The organism is Desulforhabdus sp. TSK (assembly GCF_022836495.1).
Lineage (GTDB): Bacteria > Desulfobacterota > Syntrophobacteria > Syntrophobacterales > Syntrophobacteraceae > Desulforhabdus.
In genome coordinates this window covers 92,187-113,540 of sequence record NZ_BQXM01000015.1, presented here as the reverse complement: position 1 = coordinate 113,540, position 21,354 = coordinate 92,187, and the positions used below count along the sequence as shown (strand labels likewise).

At 54.2% G+C, this 21,354-nt stretch carries 21 protein-coding genes; 11 read left to right on the top strand and 10 right to left on the bottom strand.

The features are described 5' to 3' along the window. Window positions 1-258 precede the first annotated feature (258 nt). The 4 genes from MWC30_RS22960 to MWC30_RS10915 all read left to right on the top strand — a co-directional run bounded on the left by MWC30_RS22960 (window position 259) and on the right by MWC30_RS10915 (window position 3,965). The gene (locus MWC30_RS22960; protein WP_368860835.1) at window positions 259-462 is read left to right on the top strand and encodes an ATP-binding protein; all 204 of its coding nucleotides are present in this window, start codon (window positions 259-261) and stop codon (window positions 460-462) included. Window positions 463-838: 376 nt separating this feature from the next. Continuing rightward, window positions 839-1,201 (top strand): response regulator, encoded by a 363-nt coding sequence (locus MWC30_RS10925; RefSeq protein WP_244084211.1) that lies wholly within the window; start codon window positions 839-841, stop codon window positions 1,199-1,201. Window positions 1,202-1,465: 264 nt separating this feature from the next. Then, the gene (locus MWC30_RS10920) at window positions 1,466-2,647 is read left to right on the top strand and encodes a sensor histidine kinase (RefSeq protein ID WP_244084210.1); all 1,182 of its coding nucleotides are present in this window, start codon (window positions 1,466-1,468) and stop codon (window positions 2,645-2,647) included. A gap of 136 nt (window positions 2,648-2,783) precedes the next feature. Next, the gene (locus MWC30_RS10915; RefSeq protein WP_244084209.1) at window positions 2,784-3,965 is read left to right on the top strand and encodes an exo-beta-N-acetylmuramidase NamZ domain-containing protein; all 1,182 of its coding nucleotides are present in this window, start codon (window positions 2,784-2,786) and stop codon (window positions 3,963-3,965) included. 240 nt (window positions 3,966-4,205) lie between these two features. On the opposite strand, the gene lepB is transcribed toward MWC30_RS10915, so the two are convergent. Further along, window positions 4,206-4,823 carry a signal peptidase I gene (gene lepB / locus MWC30_RS10910; RefSeq protein WP_368860838.1) on the bottom strand — a complete coding sequence of 206 codons (618 nt, stop codon included), beginning with the start codon at window positions 4,821-4,823 and terminating at the stop codon, window positions 4,206-4,208. Window positions 4,824-5,021: 198 nt separating this feature from the next. Between lepB and pilM the strand changes: the two genes are divergently transcribed. The 5 genes from pilM to MWC30_RS10885 all read left to right on the top strand — a co-directional run bounded on the left by pilM (window position 5,022) and on the right by MWC30_RS10885 (window position 10,152). After that, window positions 5,022-6,077 (top strand): type IV pilus assembly protein PilM, encoded by a 1,056-nt coding sequence (gene pilM / locus MWC30_RS10905; RefSeq protein ID WP_244084207.1) that lies wholly within the window; start codon window positions 5,022-5,024, stop codon window positions 6,075-6,077. Further along, window positions 6,074-6,688 (top strand): PilN domain-containing protein, encoded by a 615-nt coding sequence (locus MWC30_RS10900; protein ID WP_244084206.1) that lies wholly within the window; start codon window positions 6,074-6,076, stop codon window positions 6,686-6,688. Before pilM ends, MWC30_RS10900 begins: the two co-directional genes overlap by 4 nt. After that, window positions 6,685-7,308: a type 4a pilus biogenesis protein PilO gene (locus MWC30_RS10895; RefSeq protein ID WP_244084205.1), complete on the top strand. Its 624-nt coding sequence runs from the start codon at window positions 6,685-6,687 to the stop codon at window positions 7,306-7,308. The genes MWC30_RS10900 and MWC30_RS10895 overlap by 4 nt, the downstream gene beginning before the upstream one ends. Before the next feature lie 261 nt (window positions 7,309-7,569). Then, window positions 7,570-9,348: a type IV pilus secretin PilQ gene (locus MWC30_RS10890; RefSeq protein ID WP_244084204.1), complete on the top strand. Its 1,779-nt coding sequence runs from the start codon at window positions 7,570-7,572 to the stop codon at window positions 9,346-9,348. Between the two features lie 123 nt (window positions 9,349-9,471). Further along, window positions 9,472-10,152: a murein L,D-transpeptidase family protein gene (locus MWC30_RS10885; RefSeq protein WP_244084203.1), complete on the top strand. Its 681-nt coding sequence runs from the start codon at window positions 9,472-9,474 to the stop codon at window positions 10,150-10,152. A gap of 10 nt (window positions 10,153-10,162) precedes the next feature. On the opposite strand, the gene MWC30_RS10880 is transcribed toward MWC30_RS10885, so the two are convergent. Further along, window positions 10,163-10,630: a hypothetical protein gene (locus MWC30_RS10880; RefSeq protein WP_244084202.1), complete on the bottom strand. Its 468-nt coding sequence runs from the start codon at window positions 10,628-10,630 to the stop codon at window positions 10,163-10,165. A 273-nt stretch (window positions 10,631-10,903) separates the two neighbouring features. Between MWC30_RS10880 and MWC30_RS10875 the strand changes: the two genes are divergently transcribed. Both MWC30_RS10875 and MWC30_RS10870 read left to right on the top strand, forming a co-directional pair. Continuing rightward, a complete protein-coding gene (locus MWC30_RS10875) occupies window positions 10,904-11,497 on the top strand; it encodes a 2-oxoacid:acceptor oxidoreductase family protein (protein WP_244084201.1) in 594 nt (197 codons plus the stop codon). Window positions 11,498-11,541: 44 nt separating this feature from the next. Then, on the top strand, window positions 11,542-11,838 hold the full coding sequence (locus MWC30_RS10870) for a 4Fe-4S binding protein (protein ID WP_244084200.1): 297 nt from the start codon (window positions 11,542-11,544) through the stop codon (window positions 11,836-11,838). Window positions 11,839-11,947: 109 nt separating this feature from the next. Here MWC30_RS10870 and MWC30_RS10865 read toward each other — a convergent pair whose 3' ends face one another. The 8 genes from MWC30_RS10865 to ftsH all read right to left on the bottom strand — a co-directional run bounded on the left by MWC30_RS10865 (window position 11,948) and on the right by ftsH (window position 21,269). Continuing rightward, window positions 11,948-12,484: an epoxyqueuosine reductase QueH gene (locus MWC30_RS10865; protein ID WP_244084199.1), complete on the bottom strand. Its 537-nt coding sequence runs from the start codon at window positions 12,482-12,484 to the stop codon at window positions 11,948-11,950. Between the two features lie 5 nt (window positions 12,485-12,489). After that, entirely contained in the window at window positions 12,490-13,914 is a 1,425-nt protein-coding gene (gene murC / locus MWC30_RS10860; protein WP_244084198.1) for a UDP-N-acetylmuramate--L-alanine ligase, read from the bottom strand. Continuing rightward, window positions 13,904-15,172 (bottom strand): serine hydrolase, encoded by a 1,269-nt coding sequence (locus MWC30_RS10855; RefSeq protein ID WP_244084197.1) that lies wholly within the window; start codon window positions 15,170-15,172, stop codon window positions 13,904-13,906. Before MWC30_RS10855 ends, murC begins: the two co-directional genes overlap by 11 nt. A 13-nt stretch (window positions 15,173-15,185) precedes the next feature. Next, the gene (locus MWC30_RS10850; RefSeq protein WP_244084196.1) at window positions 15,186-16,112 is read right to left on the bottom strand and encodes an LD-carboxypeptidase; all 927 of its coding nucleotides are present in this window, start codon (window positions 16,110-16,112) and stop codon (window positions 15,186-15,188) included. Beyond that, a complete protein-coding gene (locus MWC30_RS10845; RefSeq protein ID WP_244084195.1) occupies window positions 16,109-16,885 on the bottom strand; it encodes a type III pantothenate kinase in 777 nt (258 codons plus the stop codon). Before MWC30_RS10845 ends, MWC30_RS10850 begins: the two co-directional genes overlap by 4 nt. 49 nt (window positions 16,886-16,934) lie before the next feature. Continuing rightward, window positions 16,935-18,299 (bottom strand): phosphoglucosamine mutase, encoded by a 1,365-nt coding sequence (gene glmM, locus MWC30_RS10840; RefSeq protein ID WP_244084194.1) that lies wholly within the window; start codon window positions 18,297-18,299, stop codon window positions 16,935-16,937. A 134-nt stretch (window positions 18,300-18,433) separates the two neighbouring features. Beyond that, on the bottom strand, window positions 18,434-19,294 hold the full coding sequence (folP, locus tag MWC30_RS10835; RefSeq protein ID WP_244084193.1) for a dihydropteroate synthase: 861 nt from the start codon (window positions 19,292-19,294) through the stop codon (window positions 18,434-18,436). A 4-nt stretch (window positions 19,295-19,298) separates the two neighbouring features. Further along, window positions 19,299-21,269: an ATP-dependent zinc metalloprotease FtsH gene (gene ftsH / locus MWC30_RS10830; protein ID WP_256461244.1), complete on the bottom strand. Its 1,971-nt coding sequence runs from the start codon at window positions 21,267-21,269 to the stop codon at window positions 19,299-19,301. Window positions 21,270-21,354 lie beyond the last annotated feature (85 nt).

The following is a 21,354-nucleotide window of genomic DNA, read 5'->3' as shown; positions in this document are numbered from 1 at the left end:
CACCACTGTGGCCACCGCGATAGCCGATCGTCTCGTTTTTCGCTCGGAAATCCTCATCCTCGGGGGAAGTAGCTATAGAAGAAAAGTGAAGTAATCAAAAAAGAAGCTGTAAGCCATTGAGGGCTCTAGATCCCTCAGTGGCCTTTTTTTGTTCTCAAAAAGAGACAACGTCGCTGAGCTACGCCCTTTCATCGCGATGGACGACTTTCCAACCGGCCATTTTGGCAGGTTTGCTGACCGCCGGTAATACCAAAAGACGTGAAAAACATTTTCAATCCATTCTACACGACAAAAGATGCCGGCACGGGGCTTGGACTGGCCATCACGCACAAGGTGATCACGGAGCACGGCGGACATGTAGAGGTTTCCAGCCACCCGGGAGCGGGCACTTGCTTTTCTGTGTGTCTGCCCTGCAGCGAAGAAGTGCTTCTTCCTCCCTCTGGTGACCACGGATCCATGTAATTTGCCCTCAATCCTGTGCACAATCGTCCCGAGCTCTCCCTCCATAAATCCTAGGATCGGTTTTATCCTTCTTAATTCAAAAGCTTAGCCTTAAAGAGGTGTGTGGCACTCTTCTTGTTATGAGGTATTCCCAGCGCGCGACAAGAATCGCAGCATGTTCCAGCACGGTTTTCCCTGTCGAAGAATCAGTGCACTGCCATGTCATGCCGACCGATTTGTCACATTTGTGAAAGGTGCGGCATCCGCTCTGGAGCTTGACAGAGAGAGCCCTCCCTGCAGTGCATGGCTATGGACGACATCAATGGAGTGAAGCCAACTCACCCTATATTGTCTTTTTCGGGAAGGGTGTGGAAAAGGACCTTGAGGAGCATGGACCATGAAAAGCTTAGAAGAGATCTTTGTAGTGGATGACGATCAGGGGATACTCGATTCATTCGATGCCCTTCTGGGGGATGATTACCCCCTGCATATGTTCAGTGACAGCAGGAGAGCGATCCGCGTGCTCGACGAAAAGAACCCCGGCCTCCTCTTTCTGGACATCAAGATGCCCGGCATGAATGGAATCGAAGTTCTCAAGTGGATTCGGGACAGAAGCCTCCCCACGAAGGTGGTGATCGTTACCGCACTGCCCCAGGCTCAATATGAAGAAGATGCCAACAAGTACGGAGTGTATCGCTACTTGAGGAAACCATTGGATATCGATGAAGTGGAAGAAATTACGCGCGCTGTGCTTCACTGAACCCCTTGGATGAGTATGGCATAAAATCATTGAAAAAAATGTTTTGAAGGCATAGAGTATGTCCCTGCTCATCCATGCGACAAAGCGCCTTGAGAACAAAAGCCATGAGGGCCCATTGTGCGGAAAGAATTGAGAGCTCGGTTTCATGCAATGGGATTTGGCGTCTTGGCATTTCTGAGGGGTGCTTGCAGGGAAGGCTGATTTTCCGGCCAGTCTCTGAAAGCTCACTGGGACAGTCGTCTAGAAGAGAGAAGGATACTTGAAATGGCAGGTGGAGATACTCCTATTTTGATCGTAGACGATGAGCCATCCGTCATTGAAGGTCTTACAGAATTTCTGGACGACGAAGGTTATGACGTCCATCAGGCGATGGAAGGTCAAACGGGGCTTGATATTTTCCGAGCGGTTCAGCCGGAGCTCGTCATGACCGATTTGCGTATGCCGGGCATGTCGGGTATTGAACTGATTGGGGAAATACGAAAAATCAATGCGCGCACCCCCATCATTGTCGTCACCGGATACGGAACGCTCGAATCCGCAATCGATGGGATAAGGATGAACATATTTGATTTTATCACGAAACCCATAGACCTCATTTCCCTCAAGGCAACCCTGGACAGGGCGCGTGCGTCACTGCAATCGGCTCAGGAAGTTCAAAAGGAAATTCTCGATCTCAGGGAGCAGCTCCGTGTCTTTCAGGAACAGTGGAAAGAACAGGTGGGAAGGTTTTCCGAGGTCGAGCCCCTCATTCATACCGGACGACTCGTTGCGGGGATTCTCCACAACTTGAACAACCCTCTGACCTACATCATGGGGCAGGCGGAGCTGCTGCAGCTGGTTCACCCTGAGGTGGAGAATATCAACAGTATCAAGAACCAAGCCATCCGTATGCGAAAAATCATGGCAACCATTGTGAAACGTGTGAAGGAATCTCAGACACGCCAGACAGAATGGCTGCCCCTGAACGAGCTTCTGGAAGAAGAGATCTTTTTCCTGGAATCTCACCCCTATTTTCAATCGGACATCAAGAAGGTATGGGATCTTGCTTCCGATTTGCCCCTCTTCAGAGGGGTATCGGCCGACTTCAGCCAGGTTTTTGGAAATATTCTGCGGAATGCTGCCGAGGCGATGCAGGACGAGTCATCCACCAGAGAGATCAGGCTGAAAACCTGGCACGACAGTTCAGGAATCCATGTGTACATTCAGGACAGTGGACCGGGTATTCCCGACTCCTTGAAAGAGAAGGTGTTCCAGCCCTTTTTCAGCACCAAATCCTCCAGCAATGGCGTTACCGGCAGCATGGGGATGGGGATTGGCCTGTACCATTGCCAGGAGATTGTACGTCAATACGGGGGATGGATTGAATTGGAGAACAAGATCGGACAAGGCGCCAAATTCATCATTCACCTGCCGCTCAGTGCTGCCGAACCTTCCCCGCAAGCCTGACAGAGTCCTTCCCGCAGAACATTCGTTCTTCTCTGCTTTGCAATACAATCCATATCGTCAGACCACGCATGGATGATCCCCACATGGGCGATACGCCCTTTTTCTGTTCAAAATCCCAACAGCGAGGCATGTACAGATGAAATCCTCAGAGCTCCGTTTAGGCTGCGAAGTCCTTGCGCAAAAACCTCCCTCCTGGCTCCGCTCCGCTCGATTGGGCCTTCTGGCGAACCAGGCCTCGGTCAGCCAGTCTCTTCTGGGTGTGCCGGATCTCCTGATGGATGCAGGGGGGGCATTGAAGGTGCTCTTTTCTCCTCAACATGGATTTTATGGCGAAAAACAGGCCAACATGAAGGAATCGGATGATGGATGGGATGCCACTCACGGCATCCGTGTCTGGAGCCTGTACGGGAATGTCCGTCAGCCGACCTCTGAAATGCTGGAGGGGATTGATGTGCTGCTCATTGATTTGCAGGATGTGGGGACGAGAGTTTACACATATGGAGTCACCATGGGACTCTGCATGGAGGCTGCCGCACGCTCCGGAGTCAAGGTGGTGGTGCTCGACAGGCCAAACCCCATAGGGGGGATGCACCAGGAGGGCAACCTGTTGCGGGACGATCACCGTTCGTTTGTGGGGCGCTATCCCCTTCCCATGCGGCATGGCCTGACCCTGGGGGAGCTGGCGCGCTATATCGTCTCCCGGTGCGGGATCCCCTGTGACCTGGATGTCATTCCCCTCCAGGGATGGAACCGGAGAGATTTTTTCCCTGAAACGGGGATGCAGTGGGTCTATCCTTCCCCCAATATGCCATCCTGGGAGACAGCTCTGGTCTATCCCGGCATGGTGCTCCTGGAGGGTACCAATGTCAGCGAAGGCCGCGGAACGACACTTCCTTTTCATCTCTTCGGCGCTCCCTTCCTGGACCCCAAAAAAATCGGCCAGTGCTTGAAGAAAACCGAGCTGGAGGGTGTCGTTCTTCGTCCCGTTTGTTTTGAACCGGTTTTTGACAAATGGCAGGGAGAAATCTGTTACGGTTTTCAGATTCACGTGACAGATCGGGATCGGTTTCGGCCCTACCGCCTGGGATTGGCTCTGCTCCAGGCGTTCGTGCAGGTTCATGGCGAGCAATTTCTCTGGCTGCCTCCTCCTTATGAATACGAGTGGGAAAAACTGCCCATAGACATCCTTCTGGGTGACGGTATCCTGCGGCAGCAGCTGGAAGCCGGGAAGGCTATCCTGGAGCTGGAAGCAGACTGGAGCGACGAGCTCGATACCTACTGGACCGACTGCCAGGATTGTCTGCTTTACGCTCCATAACAATTCAACTCGCAAGCACACTCCATCCCCCTGGGCTGGAAGCGCAAAGGATTCCCTGGGGAAATGGCCGGCACTCTGTTGGGGATGGAAGCAGCGGCAATTGAATTCAGGCGGGCGAAAAAAACTTTCCGAAAGAGAAAATCAGGTGCAGCCCCGAGGGACCGCACCTGGTGAGAAAGATTGTGGGCGACGGGACAGCACCATGAAGGGGCAGGGATGGTGCTGCCGGCCTCAAAAGCTTCAATGCAGCAGGTTGCCGATGCGATTCCATCGAATAAAGCTCTCCGACGGCTTCCAGGTCAGTTTCCCCTCACCGTTCCAGGACCAGTAAATGATGAAGGCTTCGCCCTTCAGTTCATTCATGTCCACGAACTTCCAAAACCGACTGTCGTAGCTCTCATCCCGGTTGTCGCCCATAACAAAAAGGCTGTGGGGGGGAACTAAAATCGGTTCCATGTTGTCTCTTGGACTGACACTTGCAGGCAGTATTTTCGACTCACTGTGGACGACATAAGGTTCGACCAGGAGCTTGTCATTGACATACACCCTCTTGTCCTGAATGCGAACCGTGTCTCCCGGAAGGCCGATGACCCTTTTGATGAAATCCTTGGACGGATCGACAGGGTAGCGGAACACGACAATGTCTCCGCGTTTGGGGTCGCTGAAATGGATCAGCTCCTTTTCCAGGAGAGGCAGCTTGATTCCGTAGACGAACTTATTGACGAGGATATGGTCTCCGATGAGCAGGGTATCTTTCATGGAACCTGATGGAATCTTGAAGGCCTGTACAACGAAAGCGCGAATGAACAATGCGAGGAGTACGGCTATGAGGATCGCTTCCGTATATTCCCGCAGCATGCTTTTTGAACGTTTTTTCTCTATTCCATTCTCGTTTGTGCGTTGCAACTTAAAAACCCTCCTTTGGAAGTCTGAAGTCGATTCGGTCCATCCTGAATCTGGTCCATTCGTTGTGAGGCCGTAAGCCGTGATGATAAAGTAGAAAAGTGGTTAAAAGTCAATCAAAACCTTCGAGTGCTTTTGGAGCGAAACCTCTCTATGTTTGGGAAAAAACAGAATGTAATCGGTTTGGATATCGGCTCGCACACCATCAAAATCCTGCAGGTTGAGGAAAAGGATTCCAGGCTGAAGCTGCTGAACCTCGGTGTGATTCCCATCCCCAGGGAGGCGTTTGGCGAAGGCCGGATGACCCAGCCTGAACTGCTGTCCCATTGCATTCAAAGGCTTGTGTCCCATCTGAAGATTAAGGACAAGGATGTCTCCTGTGCCGTCTCGGGATACGAAGTCATGATCAAAAAGCTGGAGCTCCCGACCATGACGGACGAAGAACTGCGGGCGCGTATGCAATCCGAGCTCAGGCAGTACATTCCCTATAATGTCGAGGAAGTCGACGTGGATTACCAGATCCTGGGGCTGACCAAGGATCGTCTCAACTTCATGGATGTGTTGCTTGTGGCTTCCAAAAAGGATTCCATCAGGGATTATGTACGGCTGATACAATCCTCCCAGTTGCAGACGGCCGTGCTCGATGTCGACTTTTTTGCTCTGTGCAATGCCTTTGAAGTCACCCATGGATTTCCGGAGAAGGAGACCCTCGTGCTCCTCGACATTGGTGCGACGAAGGCGCTCATGAGCATCGTAGACCGGGGGGTGCCCGTCTTCACTCGAGGGTTATCCATCGGGGGCGCTCAAATCACGGAGAAGATCCGCCAGGCTTTTAGAAATTCCTATGATGAAGCAGAGCGGATCAAGCTGGGAGAAGTATCTGAAAATGTCTCCCGGAACGAGCTGAAGGATATTTTTACCTCCACGGTGCGAAACTGGGTGGGAGAGTGTAAACGGGCCATTGATTTTTATTACAGCAATTATCCCGAAACAAAAATCGAAAAGGTCTTTCTGAGCGGTGGATCTTGCAACATTCCAGGTCTGGATCAGGTGTTCCAGGAAAATATGGATATGATGGTGAAGATCTTCAATCCTCTTGCCGACATTACATACGATTCGAAAGTCTTTGATCCGGATTATCTCAACCATCTTGGCCCTCAGATGGCTATTGTGCTGGGCCTTGCCCTGAGAAAGGCCAATGAGAAATGATACAGGTCAATTTACTTCCGGCCCGAACGAAGCAGAAAAGGGAAACAGTCCGACAATTCGTTTCTTTCTATGTGCTCGGTATAATTGTTGCTTCAGCCGTCATGGGGTATCTCTGGCATACGGAGGCAAACAAGATTGAAAGTCTCACTCAGCGCCAGGCACAACTTCAGGGAGAAGTGAAGAAGTACGCCAAGTTTGAACAGATGCTGAAGGAACTGACCCAAAGGAAGGCACTGGTGGATAAGAAGCGCACTGTCATCGAGGGACTTCGGAAAGACAGGGATACGGCCGTGCGCATGCTGGCTCTCCTGAGTGTCGAACTGCCGGCGGACAAGATGTGGTTTGAAAAGTTGAGCCAGAACGGAGCGGGTATCACTCTGGACGGTGTGGCTTTGAGCAATGAGGCTATCGTGGAGTTCATGAGGAACATGCAGGCCTCACCCTATGTGGGAAAGGCCAGCGTAAATTTGACGCACTCACGTCAAACATTGATCAGCAATATGAAATTGAGAGAATTTCAGATCAGCTACCAGTTCATGCCTTACTCTCAAGTTTCGACGCCATCGGCGCAGTCAGCACCCCCAGCACAACCTGAGGCAAAGCAGCCATGATGATGCAATTCTTTGAAAATTCAGCACTGAACGAAAAAATTTCCTCCCTCACCCTCGTTCAGAGGCTCCTGCTGTTTGTCGGGACTTTTGCCGTGCTGGTGGGAGGGTTCTACTTCTTCGTCTACAAAGATCAGCTGGAGGCGGTGCAAGGACTTGAGAGCAGCATTTCCGGGCTCGAAAATCGATTGGCCTCCCTGAAGAGGGCGTCCGCACAGGTGGAAATTCTTCAAAAGCAGGTGGCTGAATCGGAGGAGGAGCTTTCACAGCTCCTGACACTCCTTCCCGATCAGAAGGAAATTCCCGGTCTCCTGGAAAGTGTATCGGAACTGGGGGCAAAAGTTGGCCTCGAGAATATTCTCTTTCAGCCACAAGCGGAGCAGCCTCATGAGTTTTACGCAACGATACCGGTACGCCTGGATCTTGTGGGAACGTACCATGAGGTAGGCAGCTTTTTTGACAAAGTCAGTAAATTGAATCGCATTCTCAAAGTGCAGAGTCTGGGTATGGTTCGACAGAAACCCTCCTCTCTCCTCAAGGTCGACTGTACGATAGAGACCTATCGCTTTTTGGAGATGCCCGCCCAGACGGAGGGTGTTGCAAAACAGGCAGCGAAAAAATAGTCCTTCAATCCCTATTTAAAGATACAAGGGGAGCCGGGGGCTGAGCTTTTGAGTGGAAGTCAGAGAGGGGAAAGAGGGGAGACCATGGGTAGATTCGCTCGCAGCACAAAAAGCTCAATGATTGTTGCCGTCTTTGTTTTGTTCATGGGAGGATGTGCGGCAACAGGCAATGTGGGGACCGGTCATAAAACTGACACTTTGTCCGAAAATACAACAGGGGATGACACCAGCTTCCAGGTGCCCCCGGCTCCGGAACCTTCCATGAGTCTCCTCCGGGTGGACGTGCTGGATGAAGCCGCTGCCACCGTGGTGCGTATGGGTGCCACGGGTCCTCTGCGTGACTATCACCTCGAAAAACTGGGAAGCGAGGGGTTCTCCCTCAATCTGGGAGACATCGACGACCGAGCCAATCTACCCGTTCTGCCGAGCAATTCCAGCCGATTGAGTCTCAGCTACCCGGAGGCCGGCTCGACCCGGGGACTCGAGATTGTGGGGAATTGCCGACAACCGCTGGAAAATTACATATTGGACAGCATCGGCGATGAGCTGATACTGACCTTACACTTCGTGAAAGATGAGCCGCTCCCGCCTCCAGTGAACGAATCCCCCAGGCAGCCCGTTCCCGAGGATGTCCCGAAGGAACAATACCAAGCGTCCATGGTGCCTTTGAAGAAAGCCTCATCATACCATGAGGTGGAGCCGGTGAGGCGGTCGGTCCGGCCGGCTGTTTCCACCGTGTCGGAAGAGGCTCCCGCTTTCCGTTTGGAAAATGTCTCCTTGACCGAGTCCCAACCTGCCCACCAAGCATTGGTGAAGCAGTATACCGGAAAGCCCATCAGCCTCGATCTGCTGGAAGCGGATGTGCGAAATGTTTTGAGGCTCCTTTCCGATATCACCGGCAAGAACATTGTCATCGAACCTGACGTGGCGGGTAAAGTGACCCTCAAAGTGGAGCAGGTTCCCTGGGACCAGATCCTGGATATGGTGCTGGCCATGAACGACCTGGGAAAAGAGCAGGTAGGGAATGTCATTCGCATCGCCAGGCAGGATAAGCTCAAAGGAGAATGGACCCAGAAAGCCGAAGAAATACGGGCAAGGCAGGACCTCCAGGAAGTGGCCAAAGACTTGGGAGAGATCAATACGGTCTATTTCACGGTCAATTATGCGCAGCCCCAGGATATCGCCGCTAAAATGACGGAAAATAAGAGTGAGCGGGGGAGGGTCGCCATTGACGAGCGCACGAGCCTCATCATTTACTCAGACTATCCCGCTCGCATAGAGAGTGCCCGTCAACTTCTGGCAAGACTTGACAAAGCGACCCCGCAGGTCCTCATAGAGGCAAGGATCGTGACATTGCGTTCTCAGGCATCCAGGAGTCTTGGGATCAACTGGAGTTTCTCCACCGATCACACCACCGTCGATCCCGGACTCACCCAGCAGTTTCAAATCAATGTTCCCCCACCGGGCCCGTCCACCTTTGGGTTCAACATGGGGCAGCTCATCGGAAAGACTTTTCTGCAGGTGGAGGCCACCATCTCCGCCCTGGAGACTTCTCAGGACCTGAAAATCATCGCATCTCCAAAGGTGCTTACCCTCAACAACGTCGAGGCTCAAATCAAGCAGGGAACTCAAATTCCCTATCAAAACATAGGACTGGGGAATGCAAACGCGACTTCTACCGAGTTCAAGGATGCGACGGTGGAGCTCAAGGTGACGCCCCATATCACTCCGGATCAGAAGGTGAGATTGAAGATCTTCGCCAAGCAGGATGAACCGGGAACTGAGTTCAACGGGCAGACGTCCATCGATAAACGGGAGATTACGACCGAGCTCCTGGTGGATGACGGTAATGTTATCGTCATCGGCGGCGTGATTCGGGACAGATCTGAAACCGGCGATTCGGGAACCCCCGGACTGAACAAGATCCCCCTGCTGGGAAGGCTGTTCCGCAGGGATACTTCCAGCCAGGAGCAGGCTGAATTGCTCATCTTCATCAGTCCGAAAATCGTTGAAGTGCAGAAGCGTGCTCTCGGCGCATGAATCGTGCGTATAGGAGCCCCCCTTTCCATGAAAAATATTTTGGATTGGGATAGATTCTATGATAGTAAACAACCTTATAGGAAGAGGATGGCAAAGGGTATGGACTGAGGGGGATGAATATCGATGGAAATTTCCAGGTGGGGTGGCACGTACCGTATTCCAGTCACAATGCTCGTCTTGACAGTGCTTTTTTCCGGCTGCTCCATGCAAAATTCCGGGACCAAGCTCGATGCTTCCGGAAAGGATCGGACCCGCAAGGCCGAGAGCAAGCTGTTGCAGCAGAATACGTCCCAGGAAAAGGGAACCCTCAAGGTAGACTACCTCACTCCTCTGGCCAGTATCCAGTCGCCTGAAATTTATATCTACAAGGAAAAGCGCCGCCTCTATGTCATTCAATCCAATGTGCTGGTGAGGGACTATCCCGTTGCCCTGGGCTCGACCCCCCAGGGCGATAAAGAGAAGGATGGAGACGGGCGGACGCCCGAGGGTGAGTTCAAGATCTGCACACGGGATTCGGCCGGTCGTTTTGGTAAATCTCTCGTTTTGAACTACCCCGACAAAAAGCATCTGGAGCGCGCTTTCTTCGCCGGTATTTTGAGTCCCTCGGAATTCAGGGAGACCCAGGTGGCCAACGGATCGAAAGATCCATCCCAGAAGAGCAATGCCCTGGGGGGACAGATTTCCATTCATGCAGGAGGGGCCCATCAAGACTGGACGAATGGATGTATCGCACTCTATGCCAGCGATATGGATGAGCTTTTCAACATCGCCGGCATCGGCACTCCTGTTACCATTCGCCCTTAGCTCCTGGGGATCAAAAGGCGGTTCCGCCTCGTTCGCCGGGTGCGACACCCTGATCTGAAGCCTGCAGTGCCAGTTCGCGAGCTTTGCGAATGGCCTCGCCTTCCTTCCATTCCATGAATTTTCTGAGCACGGACTTTTTTTCAAAGTCCGCCTTTGAAAGGTAACTCCGGCTGGCCCTCAGAAAATCGTCGCACATGGTCCCCAGGACATTTTCCACCTCGCTTTCTTCGGTGAAATTGCGCACCTTTTCCTGCCTGAAGCATAATCCTTCCGGGGGGCCGGCTTTCCGAAATGCCTCGATGGCGGTACCGTCGCTTTCACACCCCTGGAAGTAGCCTTCTTTGATCTCCAGGGGAATGGTAATAAGAAGGTGAAGTTGACAGCGCCCTCCCGGAAGATTCTTGGAAACGGAGTGAAAAAAAACAGTCAGGCCGTTTTCCAATGGAACAGATTTCACCAGTTGTCCAACCGCTTCCATGTCCTATCGTTCCTCCTCTCTCGCTTTTACTGCAATTTTAGAAGGAATTAGCCCAAAGAAGTTTTCAGATCAAGAATAAAGCATCCGGTCCTGTTGACTCCGAAAGAGCAACACGCTATTAAGCATGGGGAGCAGAATCTGTCCCCCATGTCATATCCGGCTGTCTTTTCGCGCCTGATTTTTGAATGCAGCGGGAGGATTTCCATCACGAAAAACGAGTGTATTGATATCAATATTCCAGAACTCCTGAAAATCAGATGAGGTCATTGCCAGATGGAGAGAAAGTGTATTGAAGTTAGGTGGCATGGGCGTGGAGGGCAGGGTGCTGTCACCGCGGCCATGATTTTGGCGCAGGCAGCATATTATGACGGGTATAAAGGGGTGACAGCCGCTCCTTTCTTTGGCGCTGAACGTCGGGGAGCGCCCGTCATCGCCACGAACCGGTTTGCTCGGGAGCCCATACGCACGTTCTCTTTGGTGGAGCACCCGGATGTCGTAGTGGTGCTTGATGAGACTCTCTTGCGCGTTGTGGACGTATCCTTCGGTGTCCGTCCGGATGGAATCGTGTTGATCAACTCCTCCAAGGCGCCCGAAGAGTTTGTCCTCAAGAATCCCGTCAATGTTGCCACCACCAATGCTGAAAAATGGGCAAGGGAATCCGGCCTCATCGTCGCAGGATCAGTCCTCTTCAATACAACCATTCTTGGAGGCTTTGCCAAGGCGACAGGGCTGATCTGTCAGGAGAGCATCGAGAAGGCGCTGCGAAATCATTTCTCCGGTGAAGCCGGAGAAAAAAATGTGCACGGAGCGCGCCAGGCCTATGCGGGAACGGCAGTCATACACGAATGCACCCTGGCCTGCGCTTGATCATTGCGGTGCGGGAGACCAGCGAACTTTGGAAGGAAGATTTGATGAGCAGCGAGAACATTGACAAGTTTACTTATGCCCATTCGACATTGTGCAAGGGGGAAGCCGGAAAGACCGGCGACTGGCGGTCGTCGCGGCCGGAAATCGATCACACGAAATGCACTCCCACCAAGAACCAACGCCCCTCATGTTTTATCTGCTGGTTGTATTGTCCCGAGGGAGTGGTCAAACGCTCCATTCCGGTGGAAATTGACCTGGATTACTGCAAAGGGTGCGGCATCTGCGCTGAAGAGTGCCCCACCAAAGCCATTCAGATGATCGAAGAGATAAAAGAAGTCTGAAGCTCCAGGAATAAGACGTTATATATTTTTTGGGTGCTCTGCGGAGGGATCGGGCGAGGTGTGAAGTCGGGATTGCTTCTTCAGGACTCGCCTGATTCAAACCCAAAAATCATTTCGCTTTACAAAAACGCTCCTTTTCGCTGTAGATACACCCACAGTATTGCTGCCGATAGATTCCAAGGGATTGAGCCCTTTCCTGTCCCTCTCGCCACCCCTCCCGAAAATCCTCATAGTAAAAGGGAATCCCGAATGTGCGTGATGCCTGCTCTGCGATGGAACGGATCAGATCGTGCTTTTGTCTGCGGCTGTAAAGAAGCGTTGTCGTGAAGGCATCGAAGCCGCTCTTTCTGGCCAGGCGGGCAGCCGCTTCCAAGCGAACCGAATAGCAGTAGATACAGCGCTGTTGCTCCCTGAAGACAACCGCACGCAGAAATCCTTCCAGGTCGTAATCCGGGCGGACAATGACCTGCAGTTGCACGCTCTGTGCGTAGGTTTCCAGGGTATTGAGCCTTCTCTCGAATTCCTGGTAGGGATGAATGTTGGGGTTGTAAAAAAACGCATGCACGGCCCAGTCCTGGCGGCGGAGCTGCTGCAACGGGTAAATGGAACAGGGTGCACAGCATGTGTGCAACAGTATGCGCGGCATGGCTTTTACTTTTCCTGCACGGTCAAACGTTCCAGCAGCTTTGTGGGCAGGCCGTCAAAACTTCCATTGCTCATGCACACCACCAAGTCCCCGGAGCGGCAGTAGCGGTTAAGAAACGCAACAAGCTCGTCGGTTGCTTCAAAGAAAATCGCTTCTTTCCCCCTCCGGAGAATATCCCCGGCCAATCCCCTGGCGTTGAGCCGTTCTTCCTGGGAAATCGCCTCCAGGCCGGGTGGCTGCTTGATGCAGATGCAATCGGCCGCATCGAATGCCTCCGTGTAGGCGTCGTGAAAAACCGATCGCCGACTCGTGTTGGTCCTGGGCTCGAAAGCGGCGATGAGGCGTCGGTCGGGATAAAAGAGCTTCAATGCCTCCAGGGTCTCTCTGACAGCTGTGGGATGATGGGCGAAATCATCCATGACCAGGATTCCCTTCACTTCTCCCAGAATGTCCTGGCGTCTCTTGACTCCCCGAAATGCCAGGAGCGCCTCCTGCACCTCCTCCATTCTCAGGCCTGCAAGGTCGGAGGCCGCCATAACAGCGAGGATATTGCTCAGATTGTGTCGTCCGGGCAGCTTGGAAATCATCCGGTGCGGGTGGTCGGAATGCGGAGACCGGCAGGTGAAAGCGACCTCTTGGGGGCCAAATTCGACCTGGAGGATGCGCCAATCGGCTGTGTCACTCATTCCATATGAAATGACCTTTCCCCGGCATTGGCGTGCCACCTTCATGCAGTGCGGATCATCCGCGTTGACGATGAGAAAATCTTCCGGCTGAATCAGCCCGGTAAAACGCTGAAATGCGTTTACTACCGAATCGAAAGTGGGAAAGATGTCTGCATGATCGTACTCGATGCTGGTGATGATTCCAATATGCGGTCGGTAATGGAGGAACTTGGATCCCTTGTCGAAGAAAGCGGTGTCATATTCATCCCCCTCCAACACCATGTAGCGACCTTTTCCGACTCTGTAGCTGCGCTCCCAGTTGTTGAGAAAGGCCCCGATGAAGGCAGACGGGTCCAGCCCTGCATGACTGAACACCCAGGCCAGGAGTGAAGAGGTGGTGCTTTTGCCATGCGTGCCGGCCACCACGACGCTTCGATGCTTGGAGAGAAAAAACTGCGCAATGGCCTCGGGCATGGAAAGGTAAGGAATATTGCCCTCGAGGACTTTCTGCGCTTCGGGGTTTTCCCGCCGGATGACATTGCCGATGATCACCAGATCCACTGGATACGCCGAGAGATTGGCGCCGTCATAGCCCTGAAAGACGGGAATTTTCAGGGCCTCCAGGTGATTGCTCATGGGAGGGTAGAGGTTCACATCCGATCCCACGACAAAATAGCCCTTTTCTTTCAGCATGGTGGCCAGTGTACCCATGGCGATGCCGCCGATACCCATCATATAAACCGTTGTGATTTTTTCATTTTCCATTGAAGGATTCCATGATCAGGTTGTGAAGCAACGGACGAAACACCCTCAGCTTGTCATTTTGCCGACTGGGGTAGACACGGTTGGTGAGAAGGATCACGACAATCTCCTTCTCGAGATCCAACCAGAAGGATGTCCCTGTGAAGCCCAGGTGGCCGACGCTGCCGGGTGAAAAGAGATCCCCTGCACTGGACTGTGCGGCGCTGGGGGTATCGAATCCCAGTGCCCACGTGCCGTGGGAAGGCGGGTCGGAACGAGTCCAAAAGGTTTGGACAGTCTCCCGGGAACAAGGACCGTCGGAGATCCTCCCGAGATAGATCCTCCAGAGGAGTGAGAGCTGGTGAAAAACCTGGCGGGCTGTTCCAAAAAGCCCCGCATGGCCTGTAATCCCCCCCAAGGTATAAGCATTTTCATCGTGGACCTCACCACGCAGGAGCCGCCTCCGCCAGGGGCAATATTCCGTCGCTGCAAAGGCCTTGAAATCCTGGCCCTTTGTGGGCTCTCCCTGGGAGGAGGGATAGAATGACGCTGCCTCTCTGCCGTCCTTCCAAGTCCCTGAGTGACAAGTGGTTTTTGGTCGGGACATGGGGTCGCCCGAAACTCTCAATGGCCGAAAATGAGGGAACCCCGACGGGGCGAAGCCGGGAAGAGGGTGGTGCGCGGAAGTCCGGACCATCGCCTGGATCCACCGGGAATACAGTTCCAGGAGGGGGGCGTCGAAAATTTCCTCCAGGACCATTCCCAGGAGGATAAAGCCCAGGTCACTGTAACAAGGTGTCTTTCCTGGCTCCGACTGGAGTGGGGTGCTCAGTATGCAGGCCCGGAGTGCCGCAGGCCTTTCGCGGGAGGGAAGGGTAATGAGGTCCTTGAAGAAGGGGATATAAGCTGGAAAGCCGGAAGAATGGCTCAGGAGGTGTCTCAGGGTGATCCGGCGCTTTTCGGGAGACAGTCCGGCCGAAGGAAGAAACCGGGTCAGTGTATCGTCCAACTCTGCCTTCTTCTCCTGTACTGCCGTCATGGAAAGAACCGTTGTGCAAAGGGGCTTTGTCAGGGAGGCCAGATCGAATTGGGTCTGAAAATCTATGAGAGAGCCTCCCCACTGTGTATAACCCCATGTTTTTTCATAAAGGATGGCGCTCGGTGCTCCAATGAGGAGGCTCGCTCCCGAGAAGACGCGCCGGCTCAGGGCCTCGTTGAAAAGACGGTCCAGGGCTGTGTGCCTGATCCACATGCTGTCCGGGGGAAGGAGCTGCTCTTTCATGGCCGACTTTCCCTCACTGCTCTCCCGCAGGGTTGTTTTTGGGCAATGCTCTGGAAAAGGGGAGCCGCAATGGATGGAAGGAGCCGGCGTGTGTGTCGAGGGTGAAAGCCAGACCGAAAGGAATCACCTGATTTTCCAGGGTGTGCCCGAACGGGAGATTGGCGATGACAGGAAACCCGAAGGGTTTCGTGGCTTCCATGACCATTTCCCAAATCTTGTCGGAATCGCCGCATCCCTGGAAACGTCCGAGAATCAATCCTCCCAGACGCTCCAGTATTCCGGCCAGTCTCAGGTGAAGCAGGAGACGGTCCAGGCGGTAGAGGGCTTCATTGCAGTCCTCCACGAGGAGCAAAGCTCCCGTCAGGTCGGGTAAATAGGGGGTGCCGATGAGATGGGTGAGGCACGTGAGGTTTCCTCCCGTGAGGGGACCACTGGCCCGACCGCATCGGAGGACCTGGAATTGGTTGATGTCCCATGAAAAATCATTTTCTCCTGTGAGGGACCGCAGGACATTCTCCCAGCGTTCCGGTACCGTGTCGAGATCCACGAGATTGGGGCCATGGAAGGTCACCCACTGCATCTGGGACTGAAAGGCCAGGTGAAGGAAAGTGATATCGCTGTGGCCCAGAAATATTTTGGGGCATTTCTTGAGGGTCGAAAAAGGCAGCCAGGGAAGCAGCCGACCACTCCCGTATCCTCCGCGGATGCCGATGATGGCGGCTACCGTCGGATCGGTGACGGCTCCTATGAGGTCCTCCGCACGGTCCGCCTCAGTCCCCACGAGGTAGCCGCGTTTGTGGTAAACATGCTTCCCAGGGATGACGTGAAAGCCTGATTCCTCGATCAAACGGCATGCCCGATGGAATTTGTCTGTGTCAAAGGGGCTCGAAGGCGCCACGAGGGCGATGCGATCACCGGGTTCGAGGGGGCGAAAAATCATTGGTCCTTGCGGTTCCGTTCGAAAATGATCCGGAGGCCCCTCAGAGTCAGATGATCATCCACTTCGTCAATGGCGGGGCATTCGCTGGCGATCAGCAGGGCCAATCCTCCCGTGGCCACCACTTTGATGTCGGCATTGACTTCGCGCTTCATCCTGTTGATGATGCCTTCCACGAGGCCTGCATATCCATACACAATTCCTGCGTTCATGGAGGTGATGGTGGTCTTCCCCAGTACGGAGCGGGGCCTGGCGAATATTTCCACGCGGGGCAGCTTGGAGGTTTTGAAGAAGAGGGCTTCGCAAGAGATCATGATCCCCGGACTGATGACTCCCCCCATATATTCCCCGCGATCCGAAACGTAATCAAAAGTTGTGGCCGTTCCGAAGTCTACGACAATGAGGGCTTTCTTGTAGAGCTCATAGGCCGCAATCGCATTGACGATGCGGTCGGCCCCCACTTCCTTGGGGTTGTCGTAAAATATGGGCATTCCCGTGCGAATTCCCGGCCCCACGATGATGGGGGCGATGTTGAAGTACTTGCTGCAAAACCGTTCCAGGGCATTGAGCACCGGGGGGACGACGCAGGAGATGATCACATGGCGAACCTCTTCGATGGGATGCGCATGGGCTGCGAAGAGACTGCGGATGGCGATGCCGTATTCATCCACCGTTGTGTTGACATCCGTCCGGATGCGCCACTCGTCGATGAGCTGATCATCCTTGAAGAGTCCCAAAACCGTGTTGGTGTTGCCGATGTCCATGGCCAGAAGCATGCGTTTTTCCTCACTGTGGATTTCAGGGGGGTGGATACTGCGTGCCGGCTTAAAGTGGATCGCCGCTCATGTGCTTTTTGATGCTCTCGGCCATCTCCTCGGCAATTTCCCGTATGAGCTTGGAATCGGACCCTTCCACCATGATGCGAATCACGGGCTCCGTACCTGAAGGGCGAATCACCAACCGTCCTTCCTCTCCCAGGCGCTGCTCCAAGCCTTCCTGCAGGCGCACCAGTTCGGGGATTTCCTCGATGGATCGTCTTCGGCTGACAGAGACATTGACAAGCGTTTGGGGATAACGCTGCATAATCCTTTTGAGCTCCGAAAGGGGGCGTCCTTCGCGGAGCATGACGGCCAGGATCTGAAGCGCCGAGAGAATGCCGTCACCTGTCGTACTGCAGTCGAGGAAAACCAGGTGTCCCGATTGCTCTCCACCCAGGTTGCAATCGAGCTGCCTCATGCGCTCTACAACATATCGATCGCCCACCGGCGTTCTGAGCAGGCATCCACCCTGGCGGCGCAGGGCGACCTCCAGCCCCAGATTGCTCATGACGGTGGCCACCAGGGTCTTTCCCTTGAGGGCATCCGTTTTCAGATAGTGGCTGGCGCAAATGGCCATGAGCTGATCCCCGTCCAGGATTTCGCCTTTTTCATCGGCTACGATGACCCGGTCTGCATCTCCATCGAAGGCCAGTCCGGCGTTGGCCCCATGCTCACGAACGAGAGCCGCCATGTACTCCGGATGCAGAGATCCCCTGTCCTGATTGATGTTCACGCCGTTGGGATTGCTTCCCACGACGATCACTTCCGCACCCAGCTCCTCGAACACCGTAGGGGCTACGCGGTAGGATGCTCCATGGGCGCAGTCGATGACCAGTTTCAACCCATCCATGGAGAGATCTCTGGGGAAGGTGGATTTGAGGTAAACGATGTAGCGTCCCTGTGCGTCATCGATCCTTCGGGCACGACCGATTTCCGATGCCGAGGGGCGGGGAAGCCGTTCTATTTCTCCACTCAGGATCAATTCCTCGATGTGGCTTTCCGTTTCGTCGGGGAGTTTAAAACCATCGGCGGCGAAAATCTTAATGCCGTTGTATTCGAATGGATTGTGCGATGCGGATATGACGATACCCGCATCCGCTCGCATACTGGTGGTGATGAAGGCGATTCCGGGTGTGGGGAGGGGTCCCACCAAAAGCACATCCACCCCCATGGAACAAATGCCTGCCGTTATGGCGTTTTCAATCATGTAGCCCGAAAGACGCGTGTCTTTGCCAATGATGATCTTGGGACGCTTTCGGGTGCTCTTGAATACATGAGCCGTGCTGAAACCGACCTTCATGGCGAGATCTGTCGTCATGGGCCATTCGTTTGCCACACCCCTGATGCCGTCCGTCCCAAAAAGCTTCCCCATCAATATGCTCCTCAAAAACGATAGATAAAAACCCGTCCCACAGATCCACAGCCTGAATCAGGGAATCTCTGACTTCCTGATTCTCCTCCTGACCGGAGCCGGGGCCATCACCTGTACAGCCGAAGAAAATGTCGTCAGACAGCCTCTCGAAGGGCGTCACTCATGACGGCTACCTGCTTGTGGATCTCCACGTCATGGGCACGAATGATGTGAGCCCCTGCGGCAATCCCAAAACTGTTGACGACAGCTGTGCCTACCTCCCGGTCCTCTTCCGAACGGTCCAGGATCGTTCCGATAAACCGTTTGCGGGATGCGGCCAGAAGAATGGGACGGTCAAGGCAGCGAAGCAGTTCCAAATCCCGGATGAGCAGAAGGTTGTGATGGATGTTTTTTCCGAAGCCGATCCCGGGGTCGACGATGATCTGGGTACGCTGAATGCCGTTGCGGGTGGCAAAGGCGATGCGCTCCTCGAGAAATGCAATGACTTCCGAGAAAAGAGAGGCATAAGTCGGAGAGACCTGCATGGTCTTGGGCTTGCCCTGCATATGCATGAGGATGAGGGGTACGCCGGAATCGGCCGCAACTCCGGCCATTTCCTCATCGAACTGCAGTGAGCTGACATCGTTGATGATGTTGGCCCCCGCGTCGAGGGCCTTCCGGGCCACCTCACCGGAGGTGGTGTCGATGGAGATGGGAATATCGCTGCTTTCGCGTACAGCCTCGATGACTGGAAGGACACGTTCCAACTGCTCATCCGGAGCGACAGGATCGGAATTGGGCCGCGTGGACTCCCCCCCGATGTCGAGGATGTCGGCCCCTGCCACGACCAGGTCGAGAGCCCGCTGGACGGCTGCCTGGCGGCTGAGGTACCTGCCTCCGTCGGAAAACGAATCCGGGGTCACATTGAGGATTCCCATGACCAGCGTGCGGCGCCCCAGTTCCAGACCTCCCGATTGCATTCGGAGTGTGTAATGCCTGCGCGGAAAGACGCTCATGGACTTATTTCTCCGAAGTCTGTGGCGGCTCGCCACCGGCATTGGAGGCATCCTCTTTTTCGGTGCTTTCTCCCGTCTCTGGAGACCTCCGCAATGCGGGCTCGGATGGAGCCACGGAATCGTCGGACGGGAGCTGGGGCTCGGAAGGCTCGGGTTTCGCCGGAAATTGCACCAGCAGTTCCGGTTTGGTTTCCTCGATGATCTTATCCATATCCCGAAGATCCAGCGTTTCCCTCTCCAGGAGCGCTTCAGCAATTGCTACCAGAACATCCATGTTGCCGTTGAGAATGTCCCTGGCCCGCTGGTAGTTTGTTTCGACGATGCCTCGGACTTCCTTGTCGATCTGGACTGCGGTGGTCTCACTGTAATCCCGGTGCTGGGCGATGTCCCGTCCCAGGAAAACCTGTTCCTCCCGCTTGCCGAAGCTCAAGGGGCCCAGGACTTCGCTCATACCCCATTCGCACACCATGCGCCGCGCCATCTGGGTCGCACGCTCGATATCGTTGGACGCCCCGGTGGTGCGCTGGTTCAAAACCACCTCTTCGGCCACGCGCCCTCCCATGAGAATGGCGATGGTATCCAGCAGGTAGTCTCGGGAGTAAGTGTGTCGATCGTCCTGGGGCAATTGCTGCGTCAACCCGAGCGCCCTTCCCCGGGGAATGATGGTGACCTTGTGCAGGGGATCGGCATTGGGCAGGAGCCTCGCCACCAAAGCATGACCCGCCTCATGAAATGCCGTTGTGCGCTTTTCTTCTTCACTCAGGATCATGCTCTTGCGCTCAAGTCCCATCATGACCTTGTCCTTGGCAGACTCGAAATCCGACATGTCGATCTGGTCCTTGTTCTTCCGAGCCGCAAGCAGCGCTGCCTCATTGACGAGATTCTCCAGGTCTGCACCGGAGAACCCGGGCGTCCCCTTGGCAAGGGTTTTGGTGTCGACGTCGGGAGCGAGAGGCTTCTTTTGCATGTGGACTTTCAAGATCCCAATTCGGCCGCGAATGTCCGGTACGGGAACCACGACCTGCCGGTCGAAGCGTCCCGGCCTCAAGAGGGCTGGGTCCAGAACGTCGGGGCGGTTCGTGGCAGCAATGAGAATAACTCCCTCGTTGGATTCGAAGCCGTCCATTTCCACCAGGAGCTGGTTGAGGGTCTGTTCCCGTTCGTCGTGACCTCCACCGAGTCCCGCACCGCGATGACGACCCACTGCGTCGATTTCATCGATGAAAATGATACAGGGAGCATTCTTCTTGCCCTGCATGAAAAGATCCCGCACGCGGGATGCTCCAACGCCCACAAACATCTCGACAAAATCCGAGCCGCTGATGGTGAAGAAAGGAACGCCCGCTTCACCCGCGATGGCCCGGGCCAGGAGAGTTTTTCCCGTTCCGGGCGCTCCCACCAGGAGGACTCCCTTGGGGATTCGACCTCCCAGGCGGGTGAACTTCTTGGGGTCTTTCAAAAACTCCACGATCTCCTGGAGCTCCTCCTTGGCCTCGTCCACGCCGGCCACATCGTCAAACATGATCTTCTTAGCGGTTTCATTGAGCAATCTTGCACGGCTTTTCCCGAAGCTCATGGCTTTCCCCCCGCCCATTTGCATTTGGCGCATGAAGAAAATCCACACTCCGATCAGAAGGAGCATGGGAAACCAGCTGATCAGGATCGTCATGTACCAGGGAGATTCTTCTTCCGGTTTGGCCTGGATATCGACGCCGTGCTCTCTCAAGGTGCGAATGAGGTCGGAATCACGGGGCATGAATGTTCTGAAAGTCTTCCCGTCTTTGTTGTATGTCCCAAGGATATGATCTCCCTGAATGATGACCTGAGAGACTTCGCCCTTTTGAACGGCCGCGAGAAACTGACTGTAGGTAGCTTCACTGCTTGCGTGCTGGGGTTGATGAAACAAGTTGAAGAGCAGAACCACCATGAGGCTGATGACCAACCAAAGGGCTAAATTCTTATAAAACGGACTCAAGAGACAAGCCTCCTTAAATAAAATGCGAATTCTCGAGAAACGTTGGTCTGCCATAAAAATACGAGGGGAATTTTCGCCAGCATGA